Consider the following 18,110-nt stretch of genomic DNA (forward strand, 5'->3'; position numbering starts at 1 on the left):
CGCTGCTTCGATTTGTTCGGGACCAGTAACCGAGATGCGAATTCCATTTCTCCGCCGGGCAGTCTAAGAGACGGCCAACGGGGGCCGGGGAAGCATTTCGCTTGCGAAGTTCAGTCAAAATTGCGGCGGTGGTGCTGTTGCCGCTCGCGCTGTCGGCCTGCGCCGCCAGCGACGAGAGCAAGCCGATCACGTTTACCGACGATCGCGGCGTCTCCAGCCAGCCTTTTCCGAAAAATTACCGCGCGGAAGTGCTGGCGTTTCTGAAGACTTATCTCAACGATCCCGTCGGCGTACGCGGCGCCGTGATGGCCGAGCCGATCGAGCGCGTGGTCGGCGGGCGGCTGCGCTATGTCGTCTGTCTCCGGTTCAGCCCGCGCGAATCCGACGGCGGCTACCGCGAGCCGCGCGAACGCGCCATCCTTTTTGTCGATGGCCGGCTCGACCGCATAATCGAAAACGCCGCGGAGCCCTGTGCGGGGCTGCCCTACGCGCCATTTGCGGAACTGGAGAAACTGACGCGCTAGATTCGCGCGCGTGCTGTGCGCTCCACACGAGAGTGTGATGCTGCGCGCCTATACACATCGTGTCCGGCCATTTATATCGTATGCGATATAATCGCATGAGATATAGATCGGAGAAAAAACTATGTCCTATCCCATCACGCCGGACCGCCGCCGCTTCCTCGGTACCGCGGCCGCAACCCTTGCGGCCGCACCGTTTGCCATGAGCGGGGCGCTGTTCGCGCAGTCCGGCGACGCCGGGGCAGGCGCGGGCAGGCCGGGCGCCCACGCCTCGTTTGCCGCGCTGAAACAGATCGAAGCCGGCGTTCTCAATATCGGCTACGCCGAAGCCGGGCCCGCCAATGGTCCCGTCGCCATCCTTCTGCACGGCTGGCCGTATGACATCTACGCCTTCGTCGACGTGGCACCCGTGCTGGCATCGGCAGGCTTCCGGGTCATCGTGCCCTATCTGCGTGGTTATGGCACGACGCGCTTCCTCTCAGGCGATACGCCACGAAACGGCCAGCAGGGTGCGCTCGCCACCGACGTCATCGCGCTGATGGATGCGCTGAAGATCGAGAAAGCGGTGGTGGCTGGCTTCGACTGGGGCGCCCGAACCGCCGGCATCGTCGCCGCGATCTGGCCGGAGCGCGTCAAGGCGCTGGTTTCGGTCAGCGGCTATTTGATCGGCAGCCAGGAAGCCAACGCAAAGCCGCTGCCGCCCTCGGCCGAGCTGCAGTGGTGGTACCAGTATTATTTTGCGACCGACCGCGGCCGGCTGGGCTACGAAAAGTACCGGCGCGAGTTTTCCAAGCTGATCTGGCAGCTTGCCTCGCCGAAATGGAATTTCGACGACGCCATCTTCGAACGCAGCGCGGCGTCCTTCGACAACCCAGACCATGTTGCCATCGTGATCCACAATTATCGCTGGCGGCTTGGCCTCGCCCCGGGCGAGGCCAAATACGACGCGCTGGAAAGGCGGCTGGGCGAATTTCCGATCATTACCGTACCCACCATCACCCTCGAAGGCGACGCCAACGGCGCACCGCATCCGGACCCGAAGGTTTACGCCAAGAAGTTTTCCGGCAGATACGCCCACCGTCTCATCACCGGCGGGATCGGACACAATCTGCCGCAGGAGGCGCCGCAGGCCTTTGCCGATGCCGTCGTCGAAGTAGCTCGCACTTGAAGACGGACGGTTGCCGCCGGCAGTCGCGATGGCCGCCGGCCACGGGCCGTCACCTGGATATTCCCGGGAAGGAACCGTGAACGAAATCGGATCACTTTTCGGCGAGGGTTGAACCTTGCTTTAGTCATCCCGGACACCAGCTAAGCGGGGAAACCACCTCCTTAACCGGGGAAAAAGCCTGACGTGCGAGGGAACTAAAACGCTTTGTTGCTGTCGCATTACAGTGGCGCGCCATCCGGTCGCGGGCGTTTGCCGCAAAGCAACCTAAATGAAGTCACGTTGTTTGGATTGGTATCCGCGACGTTCGTAACGGGGAAATAAGATGAAGAAGATACTGCTCGGGGCTGCTGCGCTGGCCGTCATGGCGGCTCCAGCCTTTGCGGCCGACATGCCGCCCCGGCCGTATACCAAGGCGCCTGCCTATACGGCGCCTCAAGTCGTCTACAACTGGACCGGGTTCTATGTCGGCGGCCATGTCGGTGGCGCCTTTGCGGGTGACAACTCCCTGCAGGGCAGCGACGCCCGCTTCCTCGGCGGCGTGCAGGGTGGCTTCGACTATCAGTTCGCGCCGAACTGGGTGTTGGGCGCCGAAGCCCAGTATAGCTGGCTGCCCAACAACAATAATAATGGCGTGCTGTTTCCGGGCGGGACGCTCGTGACCTCCAACACCGATCAGATCGGCTCGGTGACCGGCCGGCTGGGCTACACCTGGGGTCCGGCGCTGCTCTACGCCAAGGGCGGTTACGCTTGGCGCGACGGCAATAATCTCGGCGTATCGGTGGCCGGGGTGCCCACAGGCTTCACCACCAACGGCAACCACCAGGACGGTTACACCGTCGGCGGCGGCCTCGAATACATGTTCGCCCCGAACTGGTCGGCCAAGGCCGAGTACCAGTATTACAATTTCGGCGACACCACCTTCACGTCAGGTCCTGCCGACATTACCGGCCGCACCTTCCGCAACGACGAGCATACGGCCAAGGTGGGCGTGAACTACCGGTTCGGCTGGGGTGGTCCTGCTGCTCCCAAATATTGATACCGACTTTGGTATCGAGACGCGCAAGGGCCGGCTTCACGCCGGCCTTTTTGCTTGGCGGATGTCGAGGCGAGCGCGCCGGTAATTTTTGGCAGGCGCGAAAAAAATTTCGCGCTGCATGCAACTTTTCGTCACGATCCGATATTATGGTCCCGGCCGGCTGGTGGGACGACAAACATGCGTACTTTTGCGTTAGGGCTGATCTTTTCCGCAGCGGCGTTTCCGTGCCTTGCTCAAACTGTCCTGAAATCCGAACCGCTTATCCTTGCTCCCTATGAAGTCGCCTTCGTGCAGGATCCCTCGTGCGGGGCCGGCAAGGTGCGCAAGGTAACCGGTGCGATCAGGGGACTGCAGCGGCGCAAGGCCTGTGTCACCCTTGCTTCGGAACAGGCATCGCTGGTCTCAGCGACGCCGTAGGACCCGACTTCCCGTCTCGGATACCGTCCCGGCGAATGGGGCCCATTCACCGAGGCCTGTCGTGTGCCGACCGCTTGCCGGCCGACACTACGACGCGAGCTGCAATTCCGTCTGCGCGTCGCGCTCGGCGTCGGCCTTGTTGCGGGCGGGGTCTTCCTGCGGCTCAAGCTGGCAGGGCTTGATCTCGTAGTCATGGTCTAGCACCGGACGGGGACCCGTGTTGTCTCGCCCGGAGATGACGTCGACGACGAGACCGCTCTTCTGGGCGATCTTCCAAACGTCGGCTGCGGTTGGATAGGCCTTGCTCAGCTTGGCATCCTTCGAGAACAGCGCGTAGGGCATTGTTAGCTCCGGTAAAAACGGTCAACGCGGAAGCGGGGGCCGGGTTTCAGGCTTGGCTGCCATGCGGCCATTCCACAGGCTGTTTCGGGAGCAAATTGGCTCGTTTCGGCCCATTTTCGTGGAGTCTCTGAGTCTTTAACGAGCCGTAAACTCCCGAAAAAAGAATCCCCGAGACTCAGTCGCCAGAATCGCCGGATGTTTCCGGCCATGAGAACGAGCCTCCAGACCTCCTGCGAGCGTGTCCAACTCACGCTGACCGTTTGCCTGTTGGCTGCCTGCGCAGCCAACATGGCGCTGGTCTATGCCTGGCTCTGAACATCGGGACGGAGCTAAGGAGAGCGCAGCAAGATGTCTGGGGTCTACTTCGCCGGCCGCGCCGGCGGCTCGCCTTCCCGGAGCGCAGCGTGCACCTTTGCCATGGTCGCGGTGCAATAGGCCTCGCGCTCGCGGTTGAACCGCTCCTGATGGGCACGGAAATTCGCGACCCGCGCCTTGATCTCGGACTGGATGTCGTCCCGCAGGTCAGGACGCGTGAGAGGGGCCAGCCTCGCTATTTCCCTCGACGCTTCCTTTGGCGCCTGGGCAATGGGCATCGTCTCCGCCAGCAGCGCCTGGATGTCAGAAAGCGGCGCGGCCGCACGGGTGGGCTCGGATGCCTGGACGGAGAGGACGGTGACCGACGTCGTGACCGTCTTCTCGGTCTCCGGCGGCTTGCCGGTCACCGATTGAACAAACGCCATCGTCTGCGCGATCAGGAGATCGCGTTCCCTCATCCATTTCATGAGACACCTCGGCCCAAGTCATTCGACCAAACGGCTTTTGTGGAATCAAGCAGATGGGGATGTAACTGGGGATAACTGCCGCTCTTTTGCGCGCGAGGTGACAAAACGGTGACAGTTCATGACCGCCAACGCCCACATGGCGTGGGGCGCATCAGGTGATGGTATCCGCAAGCGTGATCGCGCCAGGCGGGGCGCCTAGCGTTCGCGGGGATTGGTGTTCGGGACAAAGGGCGCGCCGATCATGCGCACCGGCGGCTGCTCGCCGACATAGATGATCCGCTTGTCGGCTGCCGGCGAATGCTCGACGCCGGCGGTTGTCCGGTCGGCGAACCGGACCGGCTTGTCGTCGAACCCAAGCAGCGTAGCGCCACCGGCAATCGCCACGCTGAAACACGTGACGATAGCGAGCAGCACCATGTTGCAGTTTTCTTCGCGAATTCTCATGCCGGGAAAACGCGGGAGGGGAAGGGTAGTTCCTGCCAACAGGGTTGAGAGGCGCGCGACGCCCGCAGCAGTGTGACGCCCACTGGATGAGACAGAAGAAGGATTCAGACGGCAATGGTACCTGATTGAGATGACATCAGGACATGCATTCGACGATGAGGGCATATGACGATTTGGTATTCGAATCCACCCATAGCTGTATCGGTCGGACCACTCAAAGAAACTGCGGTGGTGGCAGTGATGGCCGGATGCCAAATGCTAAATGCACCTCGCGCAAAGTTGTCCGCTAACTGTCTTGAATCCGTAGTAGACACCTGACGCAATCAATTAAGCTGCGCCAGTAATATGACAATTCACTTTGGTCCGGAAAGCTATGTTCATTGGCCGGACAGCGATGAGTTCTCGACCGAATTCCTGAGGTTGCTGGGGGCAGCGCAGGAAGGCGGCTCGATGATTTCCGAATGCTTCCTCGCCGCGAGCCGGATCGACCCGAGCGATCGCGCCAACTCCTGGCATCGGGAATGGATCAGGATCGCCGATTTCAATCATGAGCGCGCCAATGATGCCTTCGAGCGCGGTCACCTGTTGACCGCACAAAGTAACTGGCTTCGAGCCATCAACTACTATCAGGCATCAACGTTCGCATTGGACGCTGCCGACGAGAAGTCGCAGGACGCGCTCAGCGCCATGCGAGCCTGCGCCCGTCGCTACATCGCGCATCTGACGCCGGCCGGCGAGGTGGTCGAGATTCCCTGGCTGGAAGGCCACGCGTTGGAAGGTTATTTTTTGCCCGCCCTGACCGCTTCTGATCGAGCGCCTGTCGTCGTGTGCATGGGTGACCCCGGCCATCGGAAGGAAGAATATCTCTTCAAAGTGGCACGCTACGCACGCGAGCGGGGCATGTCGCTGCTGGCCGTGGATCTCCTCGGTTCGGGCACCGGCAGCAAATTCGACAAGGTGGTCGGCCGTCCCGATCTGGAATCCTCAGTAGGCCACGTGATGGACTACCTGACGACGAGGGACGACATCGATGAACACCGGATAGGCATCCTCGGCGATGGGGCAGGGTCGTCCTTTGTGGCGCGTGGCGTCGCGCTCGACAATCGTTTCGCCGCCGTGGTTTGTGACGGCGGAATCTGGGATATGCACGAGCGCGCCTTCTTGATGAATCGCCTCTCGCAGGATGGCGCCGAAAGCAGGGGAATTGAAGGTGGGTGGCCCGGACGAAGATTCCATTGCCCGGTTCTGATTACCGTGGGCGGACAAGGCTGGTTGAAAAGCAGCGTTGTTACCGATCTGTTCGAACGGCTTAAGTCCTATCATCCCGATATTTCACTGAAGATTTTCGAAAGCTCGGAAACAGCCGCTGCGCAAGGCCACCATGACAACCCGACGCTCGCCAACGAATTCATCTTCGACTGGGTTGCCGATCGCCTCGGCCTGATATCGGCCTGACGCCGCCGCAAATAGCAGCAAATAGTCATATGTCCATCGCGACCTTCAGGCAGGCCTTCTCGAGGCGATTCTTCAGTGCCGCGAGCTTGGCGGTGAAGTCGACGAGTTCGCGGTCGCTGAATTCGGCAAAGATGAAGTTGTTGAGCTCCTCCTGCTGGGACGCCAAACCTGCGATGTGCTTGTAGGTCTTGTCCGTCAGCGACATCTGCACGACTCGGGCGTCGTCCTCCGAGGTCTTTCGGCGCATGAAGCCCTTCTTCTCGAGCATTTTGGACTGAGTGGTGACGAAGGACGGGTCAACGTGGAGCATCTTTGACACGACCTTCACAGGTACGCCCTCTCCTTTATCCAGATCGGCCAGAGCCATCAGGATCATCCATTGCGGCCCGCTGACGCCGAGGGCCTTTGCCCAGTAATAACGAATCTCCTGGAGATGCACGTTGATGGCGGCGATCTCCCAGGCGAACTGCCGGGCGATGTCGTGATTCTTGCCCCTGAGCTCATGCGACTCTCCGCGTTTGGCGCGGCTCGACGAGTCCGATCCCTTGCGCGGTTCCTGTCCCATGGCGCTCCTTGTTTTCAAGTCTGCATGAAGCAGCTTAGCTGATTTAATAACAAATTCATCCGATTGGGGAGCGCTAAGGTGGGTCTGTGCACACGACGCGCGGCGCGCACCATGGTGTTGCCGCAGCGACACAGTCGGTTGGGATAGATATAGCTGAGTTCATAAAGTATTTTGATTAAGTAAATTGCGCATGCATAGTTCTGGAGACGGTCAGGGGGTCCTCGATCGTTCCGTTTTGGTGGTTCGCTTAAGTCCCTCGCGTTTGTGCGGGTGTGTCCGAAGACGCGAAAGACTGAGCGGTTTTTAAGGGCGAGGGCGGACCGTCCTCTGGGGGATCATTCAGAGGTCCGCCCTTGTTCTGCAGAGCAACTTGGAGGTTTAACATGAATATGATCAAGAGCCTTGTTCTCGGCTCAGCGGCGGGTCTGATCGCCATGAGCGGGGCGCAGGCGGCCGATCTTCCCGTCAAGGCCAAAGCGGTCGAGTACGTCAGGATCTGCTCCCTGTATGGCGCGGGATTCTTCTATATCCCGGGCACCGACACCTGCATCAAGCTGGGTGGTTATCTGCGCGTCGACACCACGTTCAATGGCGGTATCCAGGGTGGACCGTACTGGTCCGGTGACAACGGCCAGGGCAATCGCTACCGCAACTACTTCAATTCCCGTGCTCGTATGGCGCTGACGGTTGATACCCGTACCGCCACCGAATACGGCGTCGTTCGTACCTTCGGTCAGGGCGACTTCCAGTTCGACACCATCGGCGGTGCCAACCCGACAACCAACGCGACCTTCACTTCAAACTCGCTTAATACAGCAGGCGGTGGCTATGTCGCGGTCGAGTTCGCGTTCATCCAGTTCGCCGGTTTCACCTTCGGTAAGTCGGCTTCGGCCTACGCCACGCCGTGGAACGGCTATCCGGGCAACAACAACTCGTTCTTGATGGGCGGTCCGGACTACGTCACCGGCGTCAACAACATCCAGTACACCGCTCAGTTCGGCAACGGCGTGTCGGCCACCATCGGCCTCGATGATCCGACCGTGTTCGGTCGCACCTCTGTGCTGAACCTCAGCACGGGCTCGGCCTTCGCCACGGCCGGCTCCAACGCCTACGGCGGCACGCATGCTCCCGACATCGTCGGCAACATCCGCGTCGACCAGGCCTGGGGTCTGTTCCAGATCGCAGGTAAGGCGCACCTCGTGAACGCTTCCTACAATGTCCTCGGCGCCGGCGGCGTTCCGAACCAGCTGTCGGAAATCTCCGGTCACCCCGAAGACAAGTGGGGCGGTGCTGTGACGGCTGCGTTGCAGATCAAGAACATCCCGACCGGTGCGGGCGACGACATCAAGATCGACGCCACCTACGCCAAGGGCTCCACCAAGTCGGTGGTCTCCACGAGCAGTGCCTCGCCGAGCTTCGTGATGTTCGGCGATACCAGCCGTGCGGGCGCCTACCAGAGCGTCGGCTTCGGCCAGACGGCTGACGGTGTCTACCTGCCCGGCTTCACCGACGGCATCAAGCTGGTGGATTCGTGGGGTATCCGTGGTGCGTACAACCACAACTGGGATCCCTATTGGTCGACCAGCCTCTGGGGCAGCTACGGTCAGGTGCGTTACGGCGGCAACACCGCGGATATCAGCTCGGCCAAGGGTGCCTGGTGCGCCGCCTACAGCGCCGGCAAGACCGTGTCTTTGGACTACGGCTGCAACCCGGACTTCAACTTTGCCCAGGTTGGTCTGACCACCCGCTGGACTCCCGTCAAGAACCTGACGTTCTCGGCTGAAGTCGGTGCGTTCTTCCTCGACCAGAAGATGAGCGGTGCTGCCACCCTGTCAGCGACGGCTCCCAAGCCGAACACTGTGTACGAGTTCAAGGACCAGAGCACCGTGTTCCTGAACGTTCGCGCTCAGCGCAACTTCTGATCCGGATCGTCCGATCGCTATGCAACAGAGACCCCCAGCGGAAAGCCGCTGGGGGTTTAGTTTTGGATAACTCTCCGGGAATCTATCACGCGGGAAGCGTTCGCGAATGGGGCGGCATAACAAAAGCTTGAAGACCTCAAAAAATCTAAAAATATGATTTACTCATGTAATTACATAATCTAATGTGAGCTCAAGATAGCCAGCCAAGCTCTTTGGTTGCCTCTCGATCAGAAGGAAACACAACACTCCTTCATGATAAACCTCCGAAACCTCCGGCAATGCCCTGCCGGGGGTTTTTCGTTTTTGGACGGGCTGCGGCGGCAACGCGTGATCCGGTTGGCTCTTCCCGGCCTCGATCGAGCCGCGCTACCGAATCACGAGAATCATGTGAATGGGTGGTGCCGGCTGAGGGGATTGAACCCCCGACCTTCGGTTTACAAAACCGCTGCTCTACCGCTGAGCTAAGCCGGCGAAATTGAAGCGATGGGCGAGCGGTGAGCTATCCACCGACTTGGTCCGATCGCGGCTCGAATACCAGACTTGCCGGCAAAGGGCCAGAACCTCCGCGTCCCGCCCAGCCAGTCCCGCGCACGGGAAAGGCGGCCCATCGATCGCCCTTTCTGTGCTCGATTCGGCTGGGCTTACTGGCAAATGTGCCTGCGGCCGTCATCGCCGCGGAACCAGGTGCCGGGGGTACAGACAAAACCGTTGCGCCGGGCGTATTCGCCGCCGCCGATCGGGGCCTTGGCGGCGGCGACCGGGGCGGTCGCGATGGCTGCGGCGGTCCCCACAGCCCCGCCGACGACTCCGGCCGCGACGTCGCCCGGCCCGAAGCCGTTGTCGTAGCGGTTATAGCTGTTGCGCCAGGTGCGATCCCGATAGGTGCGATCCCGATAGGCCTGATCGCGATAGATCTGCCGCTGGTAACTGCCGGTATAGGGATTTCCCGGTCCCTTGTTCTGGCAGTTGGCGTTTGGATAAAATTGCGCGCAATAGCCGGGATTTCGGATGACCTCCTGCGCGGTGGCGGGGCTAGCGAGCGCCGACATTACTACCGCGGCGGCGGCGAGGATTCCGGATTTTGTCATGGGGGTACCCCGTTGCTGGTCGTGTGGGCTAAGCACGCCCCGCTGCCGATCGTTCCGGTGTTCGCATTCCGGTTGAGTAAAACCAGCGTGATGCCGGTCAACGGGAAGGCACCGGGCACCGCAATTTCGGTTGTGCGATCCTCAAGTCGGTTGAAGTTCCGGCTTCTTGTCACTTGAAGGATCGGGGAATTTGCTTCAGCCGCGCCGGTGCCCACTACCGCTGCGACGAGGTCCATCTGCGCGGCTATCTTGCAATCGGCGAGAACGCCGCCGAAAAGCGAGCGTGCTACGCCGCGGGCGGCTCGATCATGCGCACCGTGCTCTACAACGAACAGGCCGACCGCTGCTCCTGGGCGTCGATGATCAGCCTGTTCGGTGAAGTCTTGACCTGACAAAGGTTTCGGCGTGGTGTTTGATCGGATCGTAGAGAGAGCAGGGGGCGTATGTTCGGAATTCTGGGGCTGGGGTTTTTGCTGGGCATGCAGCATGCGCTCGAAGCCGATCATATCGCCGCCGTCTCCAGCATCGCCGCGCGCCGCAGCCATGTGGCCGATATCGTCAAGCATGGGCTGACCTGGGGGCTCGGCCATACGCTTACCTTGTTCGCCTTTGCCGGCCTCGCCATTCTGCTCGGCCGCGCGATCCCGGACGGCGTTGCCCGGCCGCTCGAGACCGCCGTCGGCCTCATGCTGGTCGGCCTCGGGGCGCATGTGCTGTGGCGGCTGTGGCGCGATAGGGTGCATTTTCATCAACACGGTCATGGCGACGGCACGGTGCATTTCCACGCCCACAGCCATGCCGGCGAAATCACGCCGCACGCCCGCGCCGCTCACATCCACGAACATGGTTTCCGCTGGCGGACCCTGCTGGTCGGCCTGATGCACGGCATGGCGGGCTCGGCCGCACTTCTGGTGCTCGCGGTCACGCAGGCGTCCAGCCCTGCCGTCGGGCTCGGCTATATCGCATTGTTCGGCGTCGGCTCGATGATCGGCATGGGCGCGCTGTCGACCGCGATCGCGGTGCCGCTTGCGGTCTCCGCCCGCTGGCTCACCTGGGCCAATCGCAGCTTGCAAGGGGCGGTGGGGCTGGCCACCATCGCGATCGGAATTATGACGGTGGTCGAGACGGTGTTGGCGTGACGCGGCATCGTCTCAGCGTTAGGGGCCGGTGAACAATTACAAGAAACAATCATAAAGTGTTGGAGGAAATAGAATGAAGCGCCGAGATTTTCTGGCCGGAAGCGCCGCGTGTTCGCTGGCGGCGATGACGGGCGAGGCATTCGCGCAGGCCGGGCCATTGACCAAAATCATCTTTCCCTTTGCCGCCGGCGGCGGCGGGGACGCACTTTGCCGGTTGCTGGCGCAGCACATCAGCCCATTGCTCGATCGCAACATCATCGTCGAGAACCGCACCGGCGGCGACGGGCTGATCGGCATCAAGGCGGTGAAGGGGGCCAATCCCGACGGCACCACCATCCTCGTCACCACGGGGCCGACGATGTATCTCTTGCCGATGGTCGAGACCACGCCGAGCTTCGACGCGGCAAAGGATTTCGTTCCGGTCAGCCAGCTCGTGCGGTTCGAATTCTGCGTCTTCGTCGGCAAAGCCGTCCCGGCCGAGGTCAAGGATTTCAAGCAATTCGTCGCCTGGCTGAAAGCCAATCCGGATCAGGCCACGTTCGGCGTGCCGAGCAACGGTACCATTCCGCATTTTACCGGCTCGCGGCTTGAGCAGGCGCTGGGCGTCAAGCTGACCCGTGTGGCCTATCGCGGCAGCGCGCCGATCATCAACGACCTCGTCGGCGGCCACATGCCATTCGCGATTTCCACATTGACCGATGCCATTCCGCAGCATCGCGCGGGCAACCTCCGGATTCTCGCGGTCGGCAGCGCGCAGCGCTCGCCGTTCCTGCCCGACGCGCCGACGCTTAGGGAGAGCGGCGTCGATCTGGTGGCGGATGCCTGGTACGGCATGTGGCTGCCGGCAGGCGCCTCGCCGGATCATGCGAAAAAGCTGAGCGGGGCAGTCGCCACCGCGCTCGCCAAGCCGGAGGTTAAGGAGAAGCTCGCAGTGATCGGCCTGATCCCGGTCGGCTCGACGCCCGAAGGCCTGACGAAGGAGCTCGCCGCCAACACCGCCTTCTGGCAGCCGATCGTGAAGGAGACGGGCTACAAGATCACGAACTAGCTAGTTAGTTAGCGCAGGGCACCCGGCTTGCACCGACGAAAAAATGGCCCCTTGAAGGGGCCATTTTCACGCGTCAGCATCTTTACTAGTCGTCCCAGTAGTGACGCCGGATGACGACGTCTCGGTCGCCATAATAGTTATGGTTGCGGTGGTACCATCCGCGACGCAAGCCGCGATCGCGTTCATAGAAGCCGAAGCGGGGACCACCGTAGTAACGGTCACCGTAATAGTCGCGATCACCGCCCACATAGACGCCAAATCCGCCTGCGCTGGCTGCTGTGGGCGCACCGATGGCGACCGTCGCCAACGCGGCCAGCACGTAAAAGAATTTCCTCATTGTTCCTCTCCATTCGCTGCTACCCGAGGAAAACGAATGCCGCCTTGGCCTGTTGCAGGGAACACCAGGAAACTTTCTTGAATACGCGTTCACCATCATTGCAATGCATGTTCATTGCGCCGATTGCGCCGCGATTCGAACGCGTCGCCTAATCCACGAGCGTGATGAGATTGCAGCGCCGTCGTTCGATCTAGCCGGTGCGAAGGCCGAAAGTCTGCTTTAATCTGGAAGCTGATGGAGCATTGACCAAAATCAAGCTGGCACACAAAGGAGGGTTCCTTGGGCAGTGAAGGTAGAGCGACGCACACGCCGCGTGAAAAACCTGCTGCATAGCTTGTCATGCGACCGATCTTCCATCCGAGTCTGGTCAACGGTCGCTACGGCGACCCGACCGTCTATGTGGAGACGCTGTTCAAGACGCACAGCGTGCTGTTCGATCTCGGGGAAATCGCTTCACTGTCACCGCGGAAGATACGACGCGTCGATCAGATCTTCGTCTCGCATGCGCATATCGATCATTTCGTGGGCTTCGATCATCTGCTCCGTTTGCACGTAGGACTGGAGAAAACTGTACATCTTTACGGCCCGGCTGGCTTTGCCGAGCGCGTCTTTCACAAGCTTCAGGCCTATCGATGGAATCTGGTCGAGAGCTACGGCGCCGATCTGGTCTTCGTTGTCAGCGAACTTGAGACGCCGAACTCGATCTCGACCAGGCAGTTCCGATTGAAGAAGGCCTTTGCCGCGGAACCGCCGGTGTCGAAGACAATTCTTGACGGCGTCCTGTCCGACGAGCGGACCTGCCGGGTTTCAGCCGCCATCCTCGAGCACGGCACGCCCTGCCTGGGCTTTGCCCTGCAGGAGGCGGCCCATGTCAACATTTGGAAGAATAGACTATCCGAGCGCGGGCTTCCGGTCGGTCCGTGGTTGCAGTGGCTCAAGCAGGCGGTTGTGGAAGGCCGGCCGGACGATCATTTGATACGGATCGATGGGGCGGCGGCTTCGGACGGTCGCCTCGAGCCGCTCGGCAACCTGCGTGACCTCCTGACGGTCACTGCCGGCCAGAAAATCGCCTATGTTACCGACGTTGTCGATACGCCGGCCAATCGCACCGCCATCGTGGCGCTCGTTCAGAATGCGGACATCCTCTTCATTGAGGCGGCGTTCGCAGGCACAGATGCCGCATTGGCGAGGGACCGGGGCCATCTCACAACGACGGCTGCCGGAGAAATTGCGCGGGAAGCCAATGTACGCCGTGTCGAGCCGTTTCACTTCTCTCCGCGCTATGCGGGAGAGGAGGAGCAGATGCTGGCCGAGGTGACGACGGCGTTCAGGGGGCCCACATCTGACGCAAGAACCTGAGCGGAATTTTTATGCTCGAGGAAAGACGTTTGCGGGCTGGACATCGGAAATTGGTACGACTCTTTCTATGCGGAGATGTCATGTGCGGCCGCGGCATCGACCAGGTGTTGGCGCACCCCTGCAGCCCCGAGATTTACGAACATTACGTGCGATCGGCGGAGGGGTACGTGCTGCTCGCCGAGCAGGCGAACGGACCCATTCCGCGGCGCAACGGGCCGTCCTACGTTTGGGGCGCTGCGCTGGACCAGTTGGCGCGCATGCAGCCCGATGCGCGGATCATCAATCTCGAAACGGCAGTGACCCGCAGCAACGACCGCATGAACAAGGGCATCAACTACCGCATGAGCCCCGAGAATGCAGAATGCCTCGCGGCGGCCGAGATCGACTGCTGCGTATTGGCCAACAATCATGTGCTCGATTGGGGCCGCGCCGGCTTGCTGGAGACGCTGACTACTCTGCAAAAACTCAACGTCAAGACAACGGGCGCGGGGCGCAACGATCATGAAGCGCGCGCACCCGCAGTGCTGAACCTTGGCAAAGCGCGGCTCTTGATCTTTTCGTTTGGATCGACATCGAGCGGCATCCCGCTCGAATGGGCTGCGACGTCAGACACTCCGGGCGTCAACTTGCTGCCGGACCTCTCCGAGGAGAGTGCGTCAGAGGTCGCCGACCAGGTCATGGCGCTCAGGAGGCCGGGCGATCTCGTCGTCGTTTCGATCCATTGGGGATCCAATTGGGGATATCACATTCCCCAAGAGCAGAGAATTCTGGCCCGGGCCCTCATCGACAGGGCAGGCGTGTCGATCGTTCACGGGCATTCCTCGCATCATCCGCGAGCGATCGAGATTTATCGAGACCGCCTCATCCTCTATGGCTGCGGTGATTTCCTGAACGACTATGAAGGCATCAGTGGTTACGAGCGCTACCGTGACGACCTTGCCTTGATGTATTTCGCCGACCTGGATCCGACCAGCGGAAGCCTCCATGCGCTCAAACTGGTTCCCCTGCAGATCAAGAACTTTCGTCTCTCCATTCCATCGCGGCAGGACATCGAATGGATCCAGCAGACACTGGATGGGAGATGTCGGATGTTCGGAACAAGGGTCATTCCTGATTCCGAACGGCAGCTTGTCGTTGTCGGGCCTCGGGCAGGGACCTAACCCTGGTCACGCCCGCTTTCGGCGCGACGCGGACCCATCTGCGAACGCCCCGATGCTTCGCGCGTTGATGACGGATAGCGCGCTCTACCGCTGCGAGGAAAGAGGCGATCCAATGGTCGAGGATCCAGCCGGCCTGGCCAAGTCCTCCCTGGCCAAGTCCTCGATTGCCTTGTTTTGCTTGTAACGTCTGCGTCATGATCAGGCACCTTTGCCACCGGAGAGCAGTGCTCCCGGTGGCGTAAGAAACGACACGCGGTCAGAATTATCGCCGCGCTTCGAGCACGATGTTGAAGGGTGTCTCGGCCGCGATCCGGACACGGCTAAACCCGGCTTCGCGCAGAACCGCTTCCAACCGTTTTGGTCCTGCCTGCCCACCGAGGGCGAGCCCGACCTCCTGCGCCAGGGAAACCGGCGTGCAGATCATGGTGGAGCCGGCATAATAGAGGCGGCCGACCGGATTGATGTTGTCCTCCAGCCGGTCTCCTGCAAGCGGCTCCACGGCCATGAACGTGCCGTCAGGGGCGAGGGCCTGCAGAATGCGGCTCGCCGCGCCGACGGGATCACCAAGGTCGTGCAGCGCGTCGAAACAACAGATCAGGTCGAAATTGCCGCCAACAAAATTCTTGGCCGTGGCGACATCAAATTCCGTCCTGGCTGCTACGCCGTCGCGTTTCGCGGCGTCGCGGGCGCAGGCGATTGAATCTTCGTGGTTGTCGATCCCGAGAAATCTCGACTGTTCGAACGCTTTCGCCATCAGGATGGTTGAGATGCCATGGCCGCAGCCGATATCCGCGACCCGCGCACCGCGGCCGAGTTTTTCGACCACGCCGTCCAATGCGGGGAGCCATTCCTGCACCAGATGGGCCTTGTAGCTCACGCCGAAGAAGCGCGACATTCCGCTGAACAGGCAATTGCATCGCTCGTGATAGCCGGCGGCGGCGCCGTTGCGGAAAGCCTTGCTCACCTTGGGCTGGTCAACCATCACGGCCTGGCAAACCTCGAACGAGCCCAGCATGTAGACCGGACTGTCAGGATTGCCGAACACCATGGCCTGTTCGGGATTCATGGAGAAGCGCTTGGTCGTAGCGTCATAGTCCAGATAGCCGGCGGCGGCGTGGGCGCTGAGCCATTCGCGCACAAGGCGCTCGACTGTTCCGGTCCGGCGCGCCAGTTCTTCCGGCGTCACCGGTCCCGACGCGGCGAGCGCGCTGTACAATCCGAGTTCGTCACCAATGCGCACCAGCGGCGCAATCATGGCGGCGCCGAGATCGCCCAATATCCGCGTAACAAATACTTCCAGCTTCTGCTCGTTTAATTCTCTGACCAAAATGTTCATTGCTGCCTCCTTTGGCGCGATGGGACATAGGTCCTCGCGGGGGTGCGGCAAATGACCGGACTGCCGGATGGCTTGACTGAGCGTCTGAATCCTTCCTATTTTTGCCGTTCGTCCGAGACGCGTGGCCGAGCGTCCGATTGGAGCTGCGACTATGGGGGCGGATGCCCTGTCCGATGTGTTGCGCGCCGTACGACTTTGCAGTGCGATGTTCTTTCATCTTGACGTCCGCGCACCCTGGGTGGCCGCGGCGCCGGCATCGTCCGCCTGCGCTTCAGCCGTGTTGCCGGGGGCGCAGCATGTCATCGAGTATCACGTCATTGTCGATGGTTGCTGCTGGGGCGGGCTGATCGATGAGCCATCCGTACGGCTCGACGCGGGCGATATCATCGCATTTCCGCAAGGTTCAGCGCATGTGCTTTCCAGTGCGCCGGGCATGCAGGCGGTCCCTGACCTGAGCTACTATCATCGGCCGACCGCCGACCAGCTTCCCCACAAGGTCCGCCTCGGCGACAACGGACCCACCGACGCGCGCATCCTGTGCGGATTCCTCGGCTGCGACGCGCGTCCTTTCAATCCACTCTTGGAGTCGCTGCCTGCCGTCCTTCATCTGCGCGGAAGTTCATATCGGGAGAATTCGGGACTTGGTTACCTGATCAATGCCGCACGGGTTGAATCGGAGGGGCGGCGGACCGGCGGGGAGGGCGTGCTGGCCCGGCTGGGCGAACTGCTCTTTGTCGAGGCGATCAGATGCCATATCGAAGCGCTTGGCCCCGAACAGACCGGCTGGTTTGCCGGCTTGGCCGATCGGCACGTCGGTCAAGCGCTGAATCTCTTGCATGGCGAGCCAGCGGCGGATTGGACATTGGATGAGCTCGCGAAGGCCGTAGGGCTGTCGCGATCGACGTTCGCGCAGCGGTTCACCCACCTGATCGGGCAACCGCCGATGCAGTATCTGACGCGCTGGCGCATGCAACTCGCTGCCGGTCTGCTGGCATCTGGAAGCGATCCGATCGCCCGCGTAGCGGAGGCGGTTGGCTACGATTCCGAAGCCGCCTTCAATCGTGCGTTTCGCAGAACGGTAGGGACGCCACCGGCCGCCTGGCGGCAGACGCAGATGTCGCCGGAGTAGGCGCGCGATGGCGCTGGCGCTTAGCGTCGTAGGGTAAAGGGTTCACGAAACGATTGTGACAGGTTGGCTGAACGGCAACACCTGCGGGAAAACTATCGCAATTCGTGGCGGTTCCCGAGACCCTGTACGATGCTAATCGTCTGAATTACGGCATGATTTGTCAACGTTGGCAGCGGGCTCGAGGGAGTGTCAAACGTCCCGCGTCCGCGTTTTGACTTGATGATGATTTCCTAGTTTAACTACCATTCTGTCTCTGATGGAAGTTGGGCATCGAATCAGGTGGGCTGGGTTTTGGTTGACCCGTCTGGCCGCGTCTGCCGATAGCAGGGGGATAAGACCGCATGAATTCGTATTTTCGGCGGCAGCTCGCTGACTACGTCGAGTATCATCGTGACCCCTGGAACTGCGCAATGCATGTGTTCGGCATCGTGTTCTTGTTCCTGGCCGCTATCCTTCCGCTCAGTCTGTGGTCCATCACCGTGTTCGGGTTCGAAACCAGCGCGGCGACCATCGCTGTCATACCGGTGATCGTCTATTGGTTCCTGCTCGATTTCGCGCTTGGCGCCGGAATCCTTGGAGCCGCGGTTGTGTTGCTTTCGGCTGCTGCCGTGATCGTTAGTCATGCGACGATTGCCGGCATGTGGTCACTTACGGCCATCTTGATTGTCGTCGGCATCGCCTCGCAGATTATTGGGCACCGCGTGTTCGAGCGGCGGCAGCCGGCGCTGGTCGACAATCCGACTCACCTGTTGCTGGGCCCAATGTTTGTCATGGCAAAGCTGTTTATCGCGCTGGGCTTTCGGCGCGATCTCGCCACCATCATCCAGGTGCATCCGCAAGGCGCTGCATCTTGATCTCAAAT

Annotated in this window: 21 protein-coding genes and 1 tRNA gene; 13 read left to right on the top strand and 9 right to left on the bottom strand. The window is 61.1% G+C overall.

Annotation, left to right across the window (positions count from 1 at the left end; genetic code table 11):
• The first annotated feature begins 101 nt into the window (after positions 1-101).
• The 4 genes from V1292_RS20460 (at position 102) to V1292_RS20475 (ending at position 3,142) form a co-directional block, all read left to right on the top strand.
• Positions 102-524, top strand: coding sequence for a hypothetical protein (locus tag V1292_RS20460; RefSeq protein ID WP_334374499.1), 423 nt, complete (start codon positions 102-104; stop codon positions 522-524).
• Between the two features lie 121 nt (positions 525-645).
• Complete coding sequence (locus tag V1292_RS20465) at positions 646-1,689, top strand: alpha/beta fold hydrolase (RefSeq protein ID WP_334374500.1); 1,044 nt, start codon at positions 646-648, stop codon at positions 1,687-1,689.
• A 322-nt stretch (positions 1,690-2,011) separates the two neighbouring features.
• Entirely contained in the window at positions 2,012-2,725 is a 714-nt protein-coding gene (locus V1292_RS20470; RefSeq protein WP_334374501.1) for an outer membrane protein, read from the top strand.
• 177 nt (positions 2,726-2,902) lie between these two features.
• The gene (locus V1292_RS20475) at positions 2,903-3,142 is read left to right on the top strand and encodes a hypothetical protein (RefSeq protein ID WP_334374502.1); all 240 of its coding nucleotides are present in this window, start codon (positions 2,903-2,905) and stop codon (positions 3,140-3,142) included.
• Between the two features lie 87 nt (positions 3,143-3,229).
• On the opposite strand, the gene V1292_RS20480 is transcribed toward V1292_RS20475, so the two are convergent.
• The 4 genes from V1292_RS20480 to V1292_RS20500 all read right to left on the bottom strand — a co-directional run bounded on the left by V1292_RS20480 (position 3,230) and on the right by V1292_RS20500 (position 5,292).
• The gene (locus V1292_RS20480) at positions 3,230-3,484 is read right to left on the bottom strand and encodes a hypothetical protein (RefSeq protein WP_334374504.1); all 255 of its coding nucleotides are present in this window, start codon (positions 3,482-3,484) and stop codon (positions 3,230-3,232) included.
• A gap of 359 nt (positions 3,485-3,843) precedes the next feature.
• Positions 3,844-4,266: a hypothetical protein gene (locus V1292_RS20490; RefSeq protein WP_334374505.1), complete on the bottom strand. Its 423-nt coding sequence runs from the start codon at positions 4,264-4,266 to the stop codon at positions 3,844-3,846.
• 195 nt (positions 4,267-4,461) lie between these two features.
• Positions 4,462-4,710, bottom strand: a complete 249-nt coding sequence (locus V1292_RS20495) for a hypothetical protein (protein ID WP_334374506.1) — start codon at positions 4,708-4,710, stop codon at positions 4,462-4,464.
• A 327-nt stretch (positions 4,711-5,037) separates the two neighbouring features.
• Complete coding sequence (locus V1292_RS20500) at positions 5,038-5,292, bottom strand: hypothetical protein (RefSeq protein WP_334377239.1); 255 nt, start codon at positions 5,290-5,292, stop codon at positions 5,038-5,040.
• On the opposite strand from V1292_RS20500, the gene V1292_RS20505 reads away from it, so the two are divergent.
• Positions 5,242-6,165, top strand: a complete 924-nt coding sequence (locus V1292_RS20505; RefSeq protein ID WP_334377110.1) for an alpha/beta hydrolase family protein — start codon at positions 5,242-5,244, stop codon at positions 6,163-6,165. The genes V1292_RS20500 and V1292_RS20505 overlap by 51 nt on opposite strands.
• Before the next feature lie 25 nt (positions 6,166-6,190).
• Here V1292_RS20505 and V1292_RS20510 read toward each other — a convergent pair whose 3' ends face one another.
• On the bottom strand, positions 6,191-6,730 hold the full coding sequence (locus tag V1292_RS20510) for a MarR family winged helix-turn-helix transcriptional regulator (RefSeq protein ID WP_334374507.1): 540 nt from the start codon (positions 6,728-6,730) through the stop codon (positions 6,191-6,193).
• Between the two features lie 383 nt (positions 6,731-7,113).
• Between V1292_RS20510 and V1292_RS20515 the strand changes: the two genes are divergently transcribed.
• Positions 7,114-8,652 (top strand): porin, encoded by a 1,539-nt coding sequence (locus V1292_RS20515; RefSeq protein ID WP_334374509.1) that lies wholly within the window; start codon positions 7,114-7,116, stop codon positions 8,650-8,652.
• A gap of 396 nt (positions 8,653-9,048) precedes the next feature.
• Here the strand turns inward: V1292_RS20515 and V1292_RS20520 are convergent.
• A tRNA-Thr gene (locus V1292_RS20520) sits at positions 9,049-9,123 on the bottom strand.
• A 170-nt stretch (positions 9,124-9,293) separates the two neighbouring features.
• Entirely contained in the window at positions 9,294-9,740 is a 447-nt protein-coding gene (locus V1292_RS20525; protein WP_334374512.1) for a hypothetical protein, read from the bottom strand.
• 173 nt (positions 9,741-9,913) lie between these two features.
• Between V1292_RS20525 and V1292_RS20530 the strand changes: the two genes are divergently transcribed.
• The 3 genes from V1292_RS20530 (at position 9,914) to V1292_RS20540 (ending at position 11,927) form a co-directional block, all read left to right on the top strand.
• Entirely contained in the window at positions 9,914-10,132 is a 219-nt protein-coding gene (locus V1292_RS20530; protein ID WP_334374513.1) for a hypothetical protein, read from the top strand.
• A 51-nt stretch (positions 10,133-10,183) separates the two neighbouring features.
• Positions 10,184-10,879, top strand: a complete 696-nt coding sequence (locus V1292_RS20535) for a HoxN/HupN/NixA family nickel/cobalt transporter (RefSeq protein ID WP_334374514.1) — start codon at positions 10,184-10,186, stop codon at positions 10,877-10,879.
• Positions 10,880-10,952: 73 nt separating this feature from the next.
• Positions 10,953-11,927 (top strand): Bug family tripartite tricarboxylate transporter substrate binding protein, encoded by a 975-nt coding sequence (locus tag V1292_RS20540; RefSeq protein ID WP_334374515.1) that lies wholly within the window; start codon positions 10,953-10,955, stop codon positions 11,925-11,927.
• 85 nt (positions 11,928-12,012) lie between these two features.
• Here V1292_RS20540 and V1292_RS20545 read toward each other — a convergent pair whose 3' ends face one another.
• Positions 12,013-12,264 carry a hypothetical protein gene (locus V1292_RS20545; protein WP_334374516.1) on the bottom strand — a complete coding sequence of 84 codons (252 nt, stop codon included), beginning with the start codon at positions 12,262-12,264 and terminating at the stop codon, positions 12,013-12,015.
• A 339-nt stretch (positions 12,265-12,603) separates the two neighbouring features.
• Between V1292_RS20545 and V1292_RS20550 the strand changes: the two genes are divergently transcribed.
• A complete protein-coding gene (locus tag V1292_RS20550; protein WP_334374517.1) occupies positions 12,604-13,623 on the top strand; it encodes a ribonuclease Z in 1,020 nt (339 codons plus the stop codon).
• An 11-nt stretch (positions 13,624-13,634) separates the two neighbouring features.
• Positions 13,635-14,783, top strand: coding sequence for a CapA family protein (locus V1292_RS20555; protein WP_334374518.1), 1,149 nt, complete (start codon positions 13,635-13,637; stop codon positions 14,781-14,783).
• 262 nt (positions 14,784-15,045) lie between these two features.
• Here the strand turns inward: V1292_RS20555 and V1292_RS20560 are convergent, their stop codons facing one another.
• Positions 15,046-16,119, bottom strand: a complete 1,074-nt coding sequence (locus V1292_RS20560; protein ID WP_334374519.1) for a class I SAM-dependent methyltransferase — start codon at positions 16,117-16,119, stop codon at positions 15,046-15,048.
• A gap of 151 nt (positions 16,120-16,270) precedes the next feature.
• On the opposite strand from V1292_RS20560, the gene V1292_RS20565 reads away from it, so the two are divergent.
• Positions 16,271-17,248: an AraC family transcriptional regulator gene (locus V1292_RS20565; protein WP_334374520.1), complete on the top strand. Its 978-nt coding sequence runs from the start codon at positions 16,271-16,273 to the stop codon at positions 17,246-17,248.
• Between the two features lie 341 nt (positions 17,249-17,589).
• Positions 17,590-18,102, top strand: a complete 513-nt coding sequence (locus V1292_RS20570; protein WP_334374521.1) for an Mpo1 family 2-hydroxy fatty acid dioxygenase — start codon at positions 17,590-17,592, stop codon at positions 18,100-18,102.
• Positions 18,103-18,110: the final 8 nt, after the last annotated feature.

The organism is Bradyrhizobium sp. AZCC 1719 (assembly GCF_036924525.1).
In the GTDB taxonomy this organism is placed as follows: Bacteria; Pseudomonadota; Alphaproteobacteria; order Rhizobiales; family Xanthobacteraceae; genus Bradyrhizobium.

Excerpts from the sequence above, each read along its gene's own strand:
- V1292_RS20465 (WP_334374500.1), top strand. The coding sequence starts at position 646 with ATGTCCTATCCCATCACGCCGGACCGCCGCCGCTTCCTCGGTACCGCG.
- V1292_RS20470 (WP_334374501.1), top strand. The coding sequence starts at position 2,012 with ATGAAGAAGATACTGCTCGGGGCTGCTGCGCTGGCCGTCATGGCGGCT.
- V1292_RS20475 (WP_334374502.1), top strand. The coding sequence starts at position 2,903 with ATGCGTACTTTTGCGTTAGGGCTGATCTTTTCCGCAGCGGCGTTTCCG.
- V1292_RS20480 (WP_334374504.1), bottom strand. The coding sequence starts at position 3,484 with ATGCCCTACGCGCTGTTCTCGAAGGATGCCAAGCTGAGCAAGGCCTAT.
- V1292_RS20490 (WP_334374505.1), bottom strand. The coding sequence starts at position 4,266 with ATGAAATGGATGAGGGAACGCGATCTCCTGATCGCGCAGACGATGGCG.
- V1292_RS20495 (WP_334374506.1), bottom strand. The coding sequence starts at position 4,710 with ATGAGAATTCGCGAAGAAAACTGCAACATGGTGCTGCTCGCTATCGTC.
- V1292_RS20510 (WP_334374507.1), bottom strand. The coding sequence starts at position 6,730 with ATGGGACAGGAACCGCGCAAGGGATCGGACTCGTCGAGCCGCGCCAAA.
- V1292_RS20515 (WP_334374509.1), top strand. The coding sequence starts at position 7,114 with ATGAATATGATCAAGAGCCTTGTTCTCGGCTCAGCGGCGGGTCTGATC.
- V1292_RS20525 (WP_334374512.1), bottom strand. The coding sequence starts at position 9,740 with ATGACAAAATCCGGAATCCTCGCCGCCGCCGCGGTAGTAATGTCGGCG.
- V1292_RS20535 (WP_334374514.1), top strand. The coding sequence starts at position 10,184 with ATGTTCGGAATTCTGGGGCTGGGGTTTTTGCTGGGCATGCAGCATGCG.
- V1292_RS20540 (WP_334374515.1), top strand. The coding sequence starts at position 10,953 with ATGAAGCGCCGAGATTTTCTGGCCGGAAGCGCCGCGTGTTCGCTGGCG.
- V1292_RS20545 (WP_334374516.1), bottom strand. The coding sequence starts at position 12,264 with ATGAGGAAATTCTTTTACGTGCTGGCCGCGTTGGCGACGGTCGCCATC.
- V1292_RS20550 (WP_334374517.1), top strand. The coding sequence starts at position 12,604 with ATGCGACCGATCTTCCATCCGAGTCTGGTCAACGGTCGCTACGGCGAC.
- V1292_RS20555 (WP_334374518.1), top strand. The coding sequence starts at position 13,635 with ATGCTCGAGGAAAGACGTTTGCGGGCTGGACATCGGAAATTGGTACGA.
- V1292_RS20560 (WP_334374519.1), bottom strand. The coding sequence starts at position 16,119 with ATGAACATTTTGGTCAGAGAATTAAACGAGCAGAAGCTGGAAGTATTT.
- V1292_RS20565 (WP_334374520.1), top strand. The coding sequence starts at position 16,271 with ATGGGGGCGGATGCCCTGTCCGATGTGTTGCGCGCCGTACGACTTTGC.
- V1292_RS20570 (WP_334374521.1), top strand. The coding sequence starts at position 17,590 with ATGAATTCGTATTTTCGGCGGCAGCTCGCTGACTACGTCGAGTATCAT.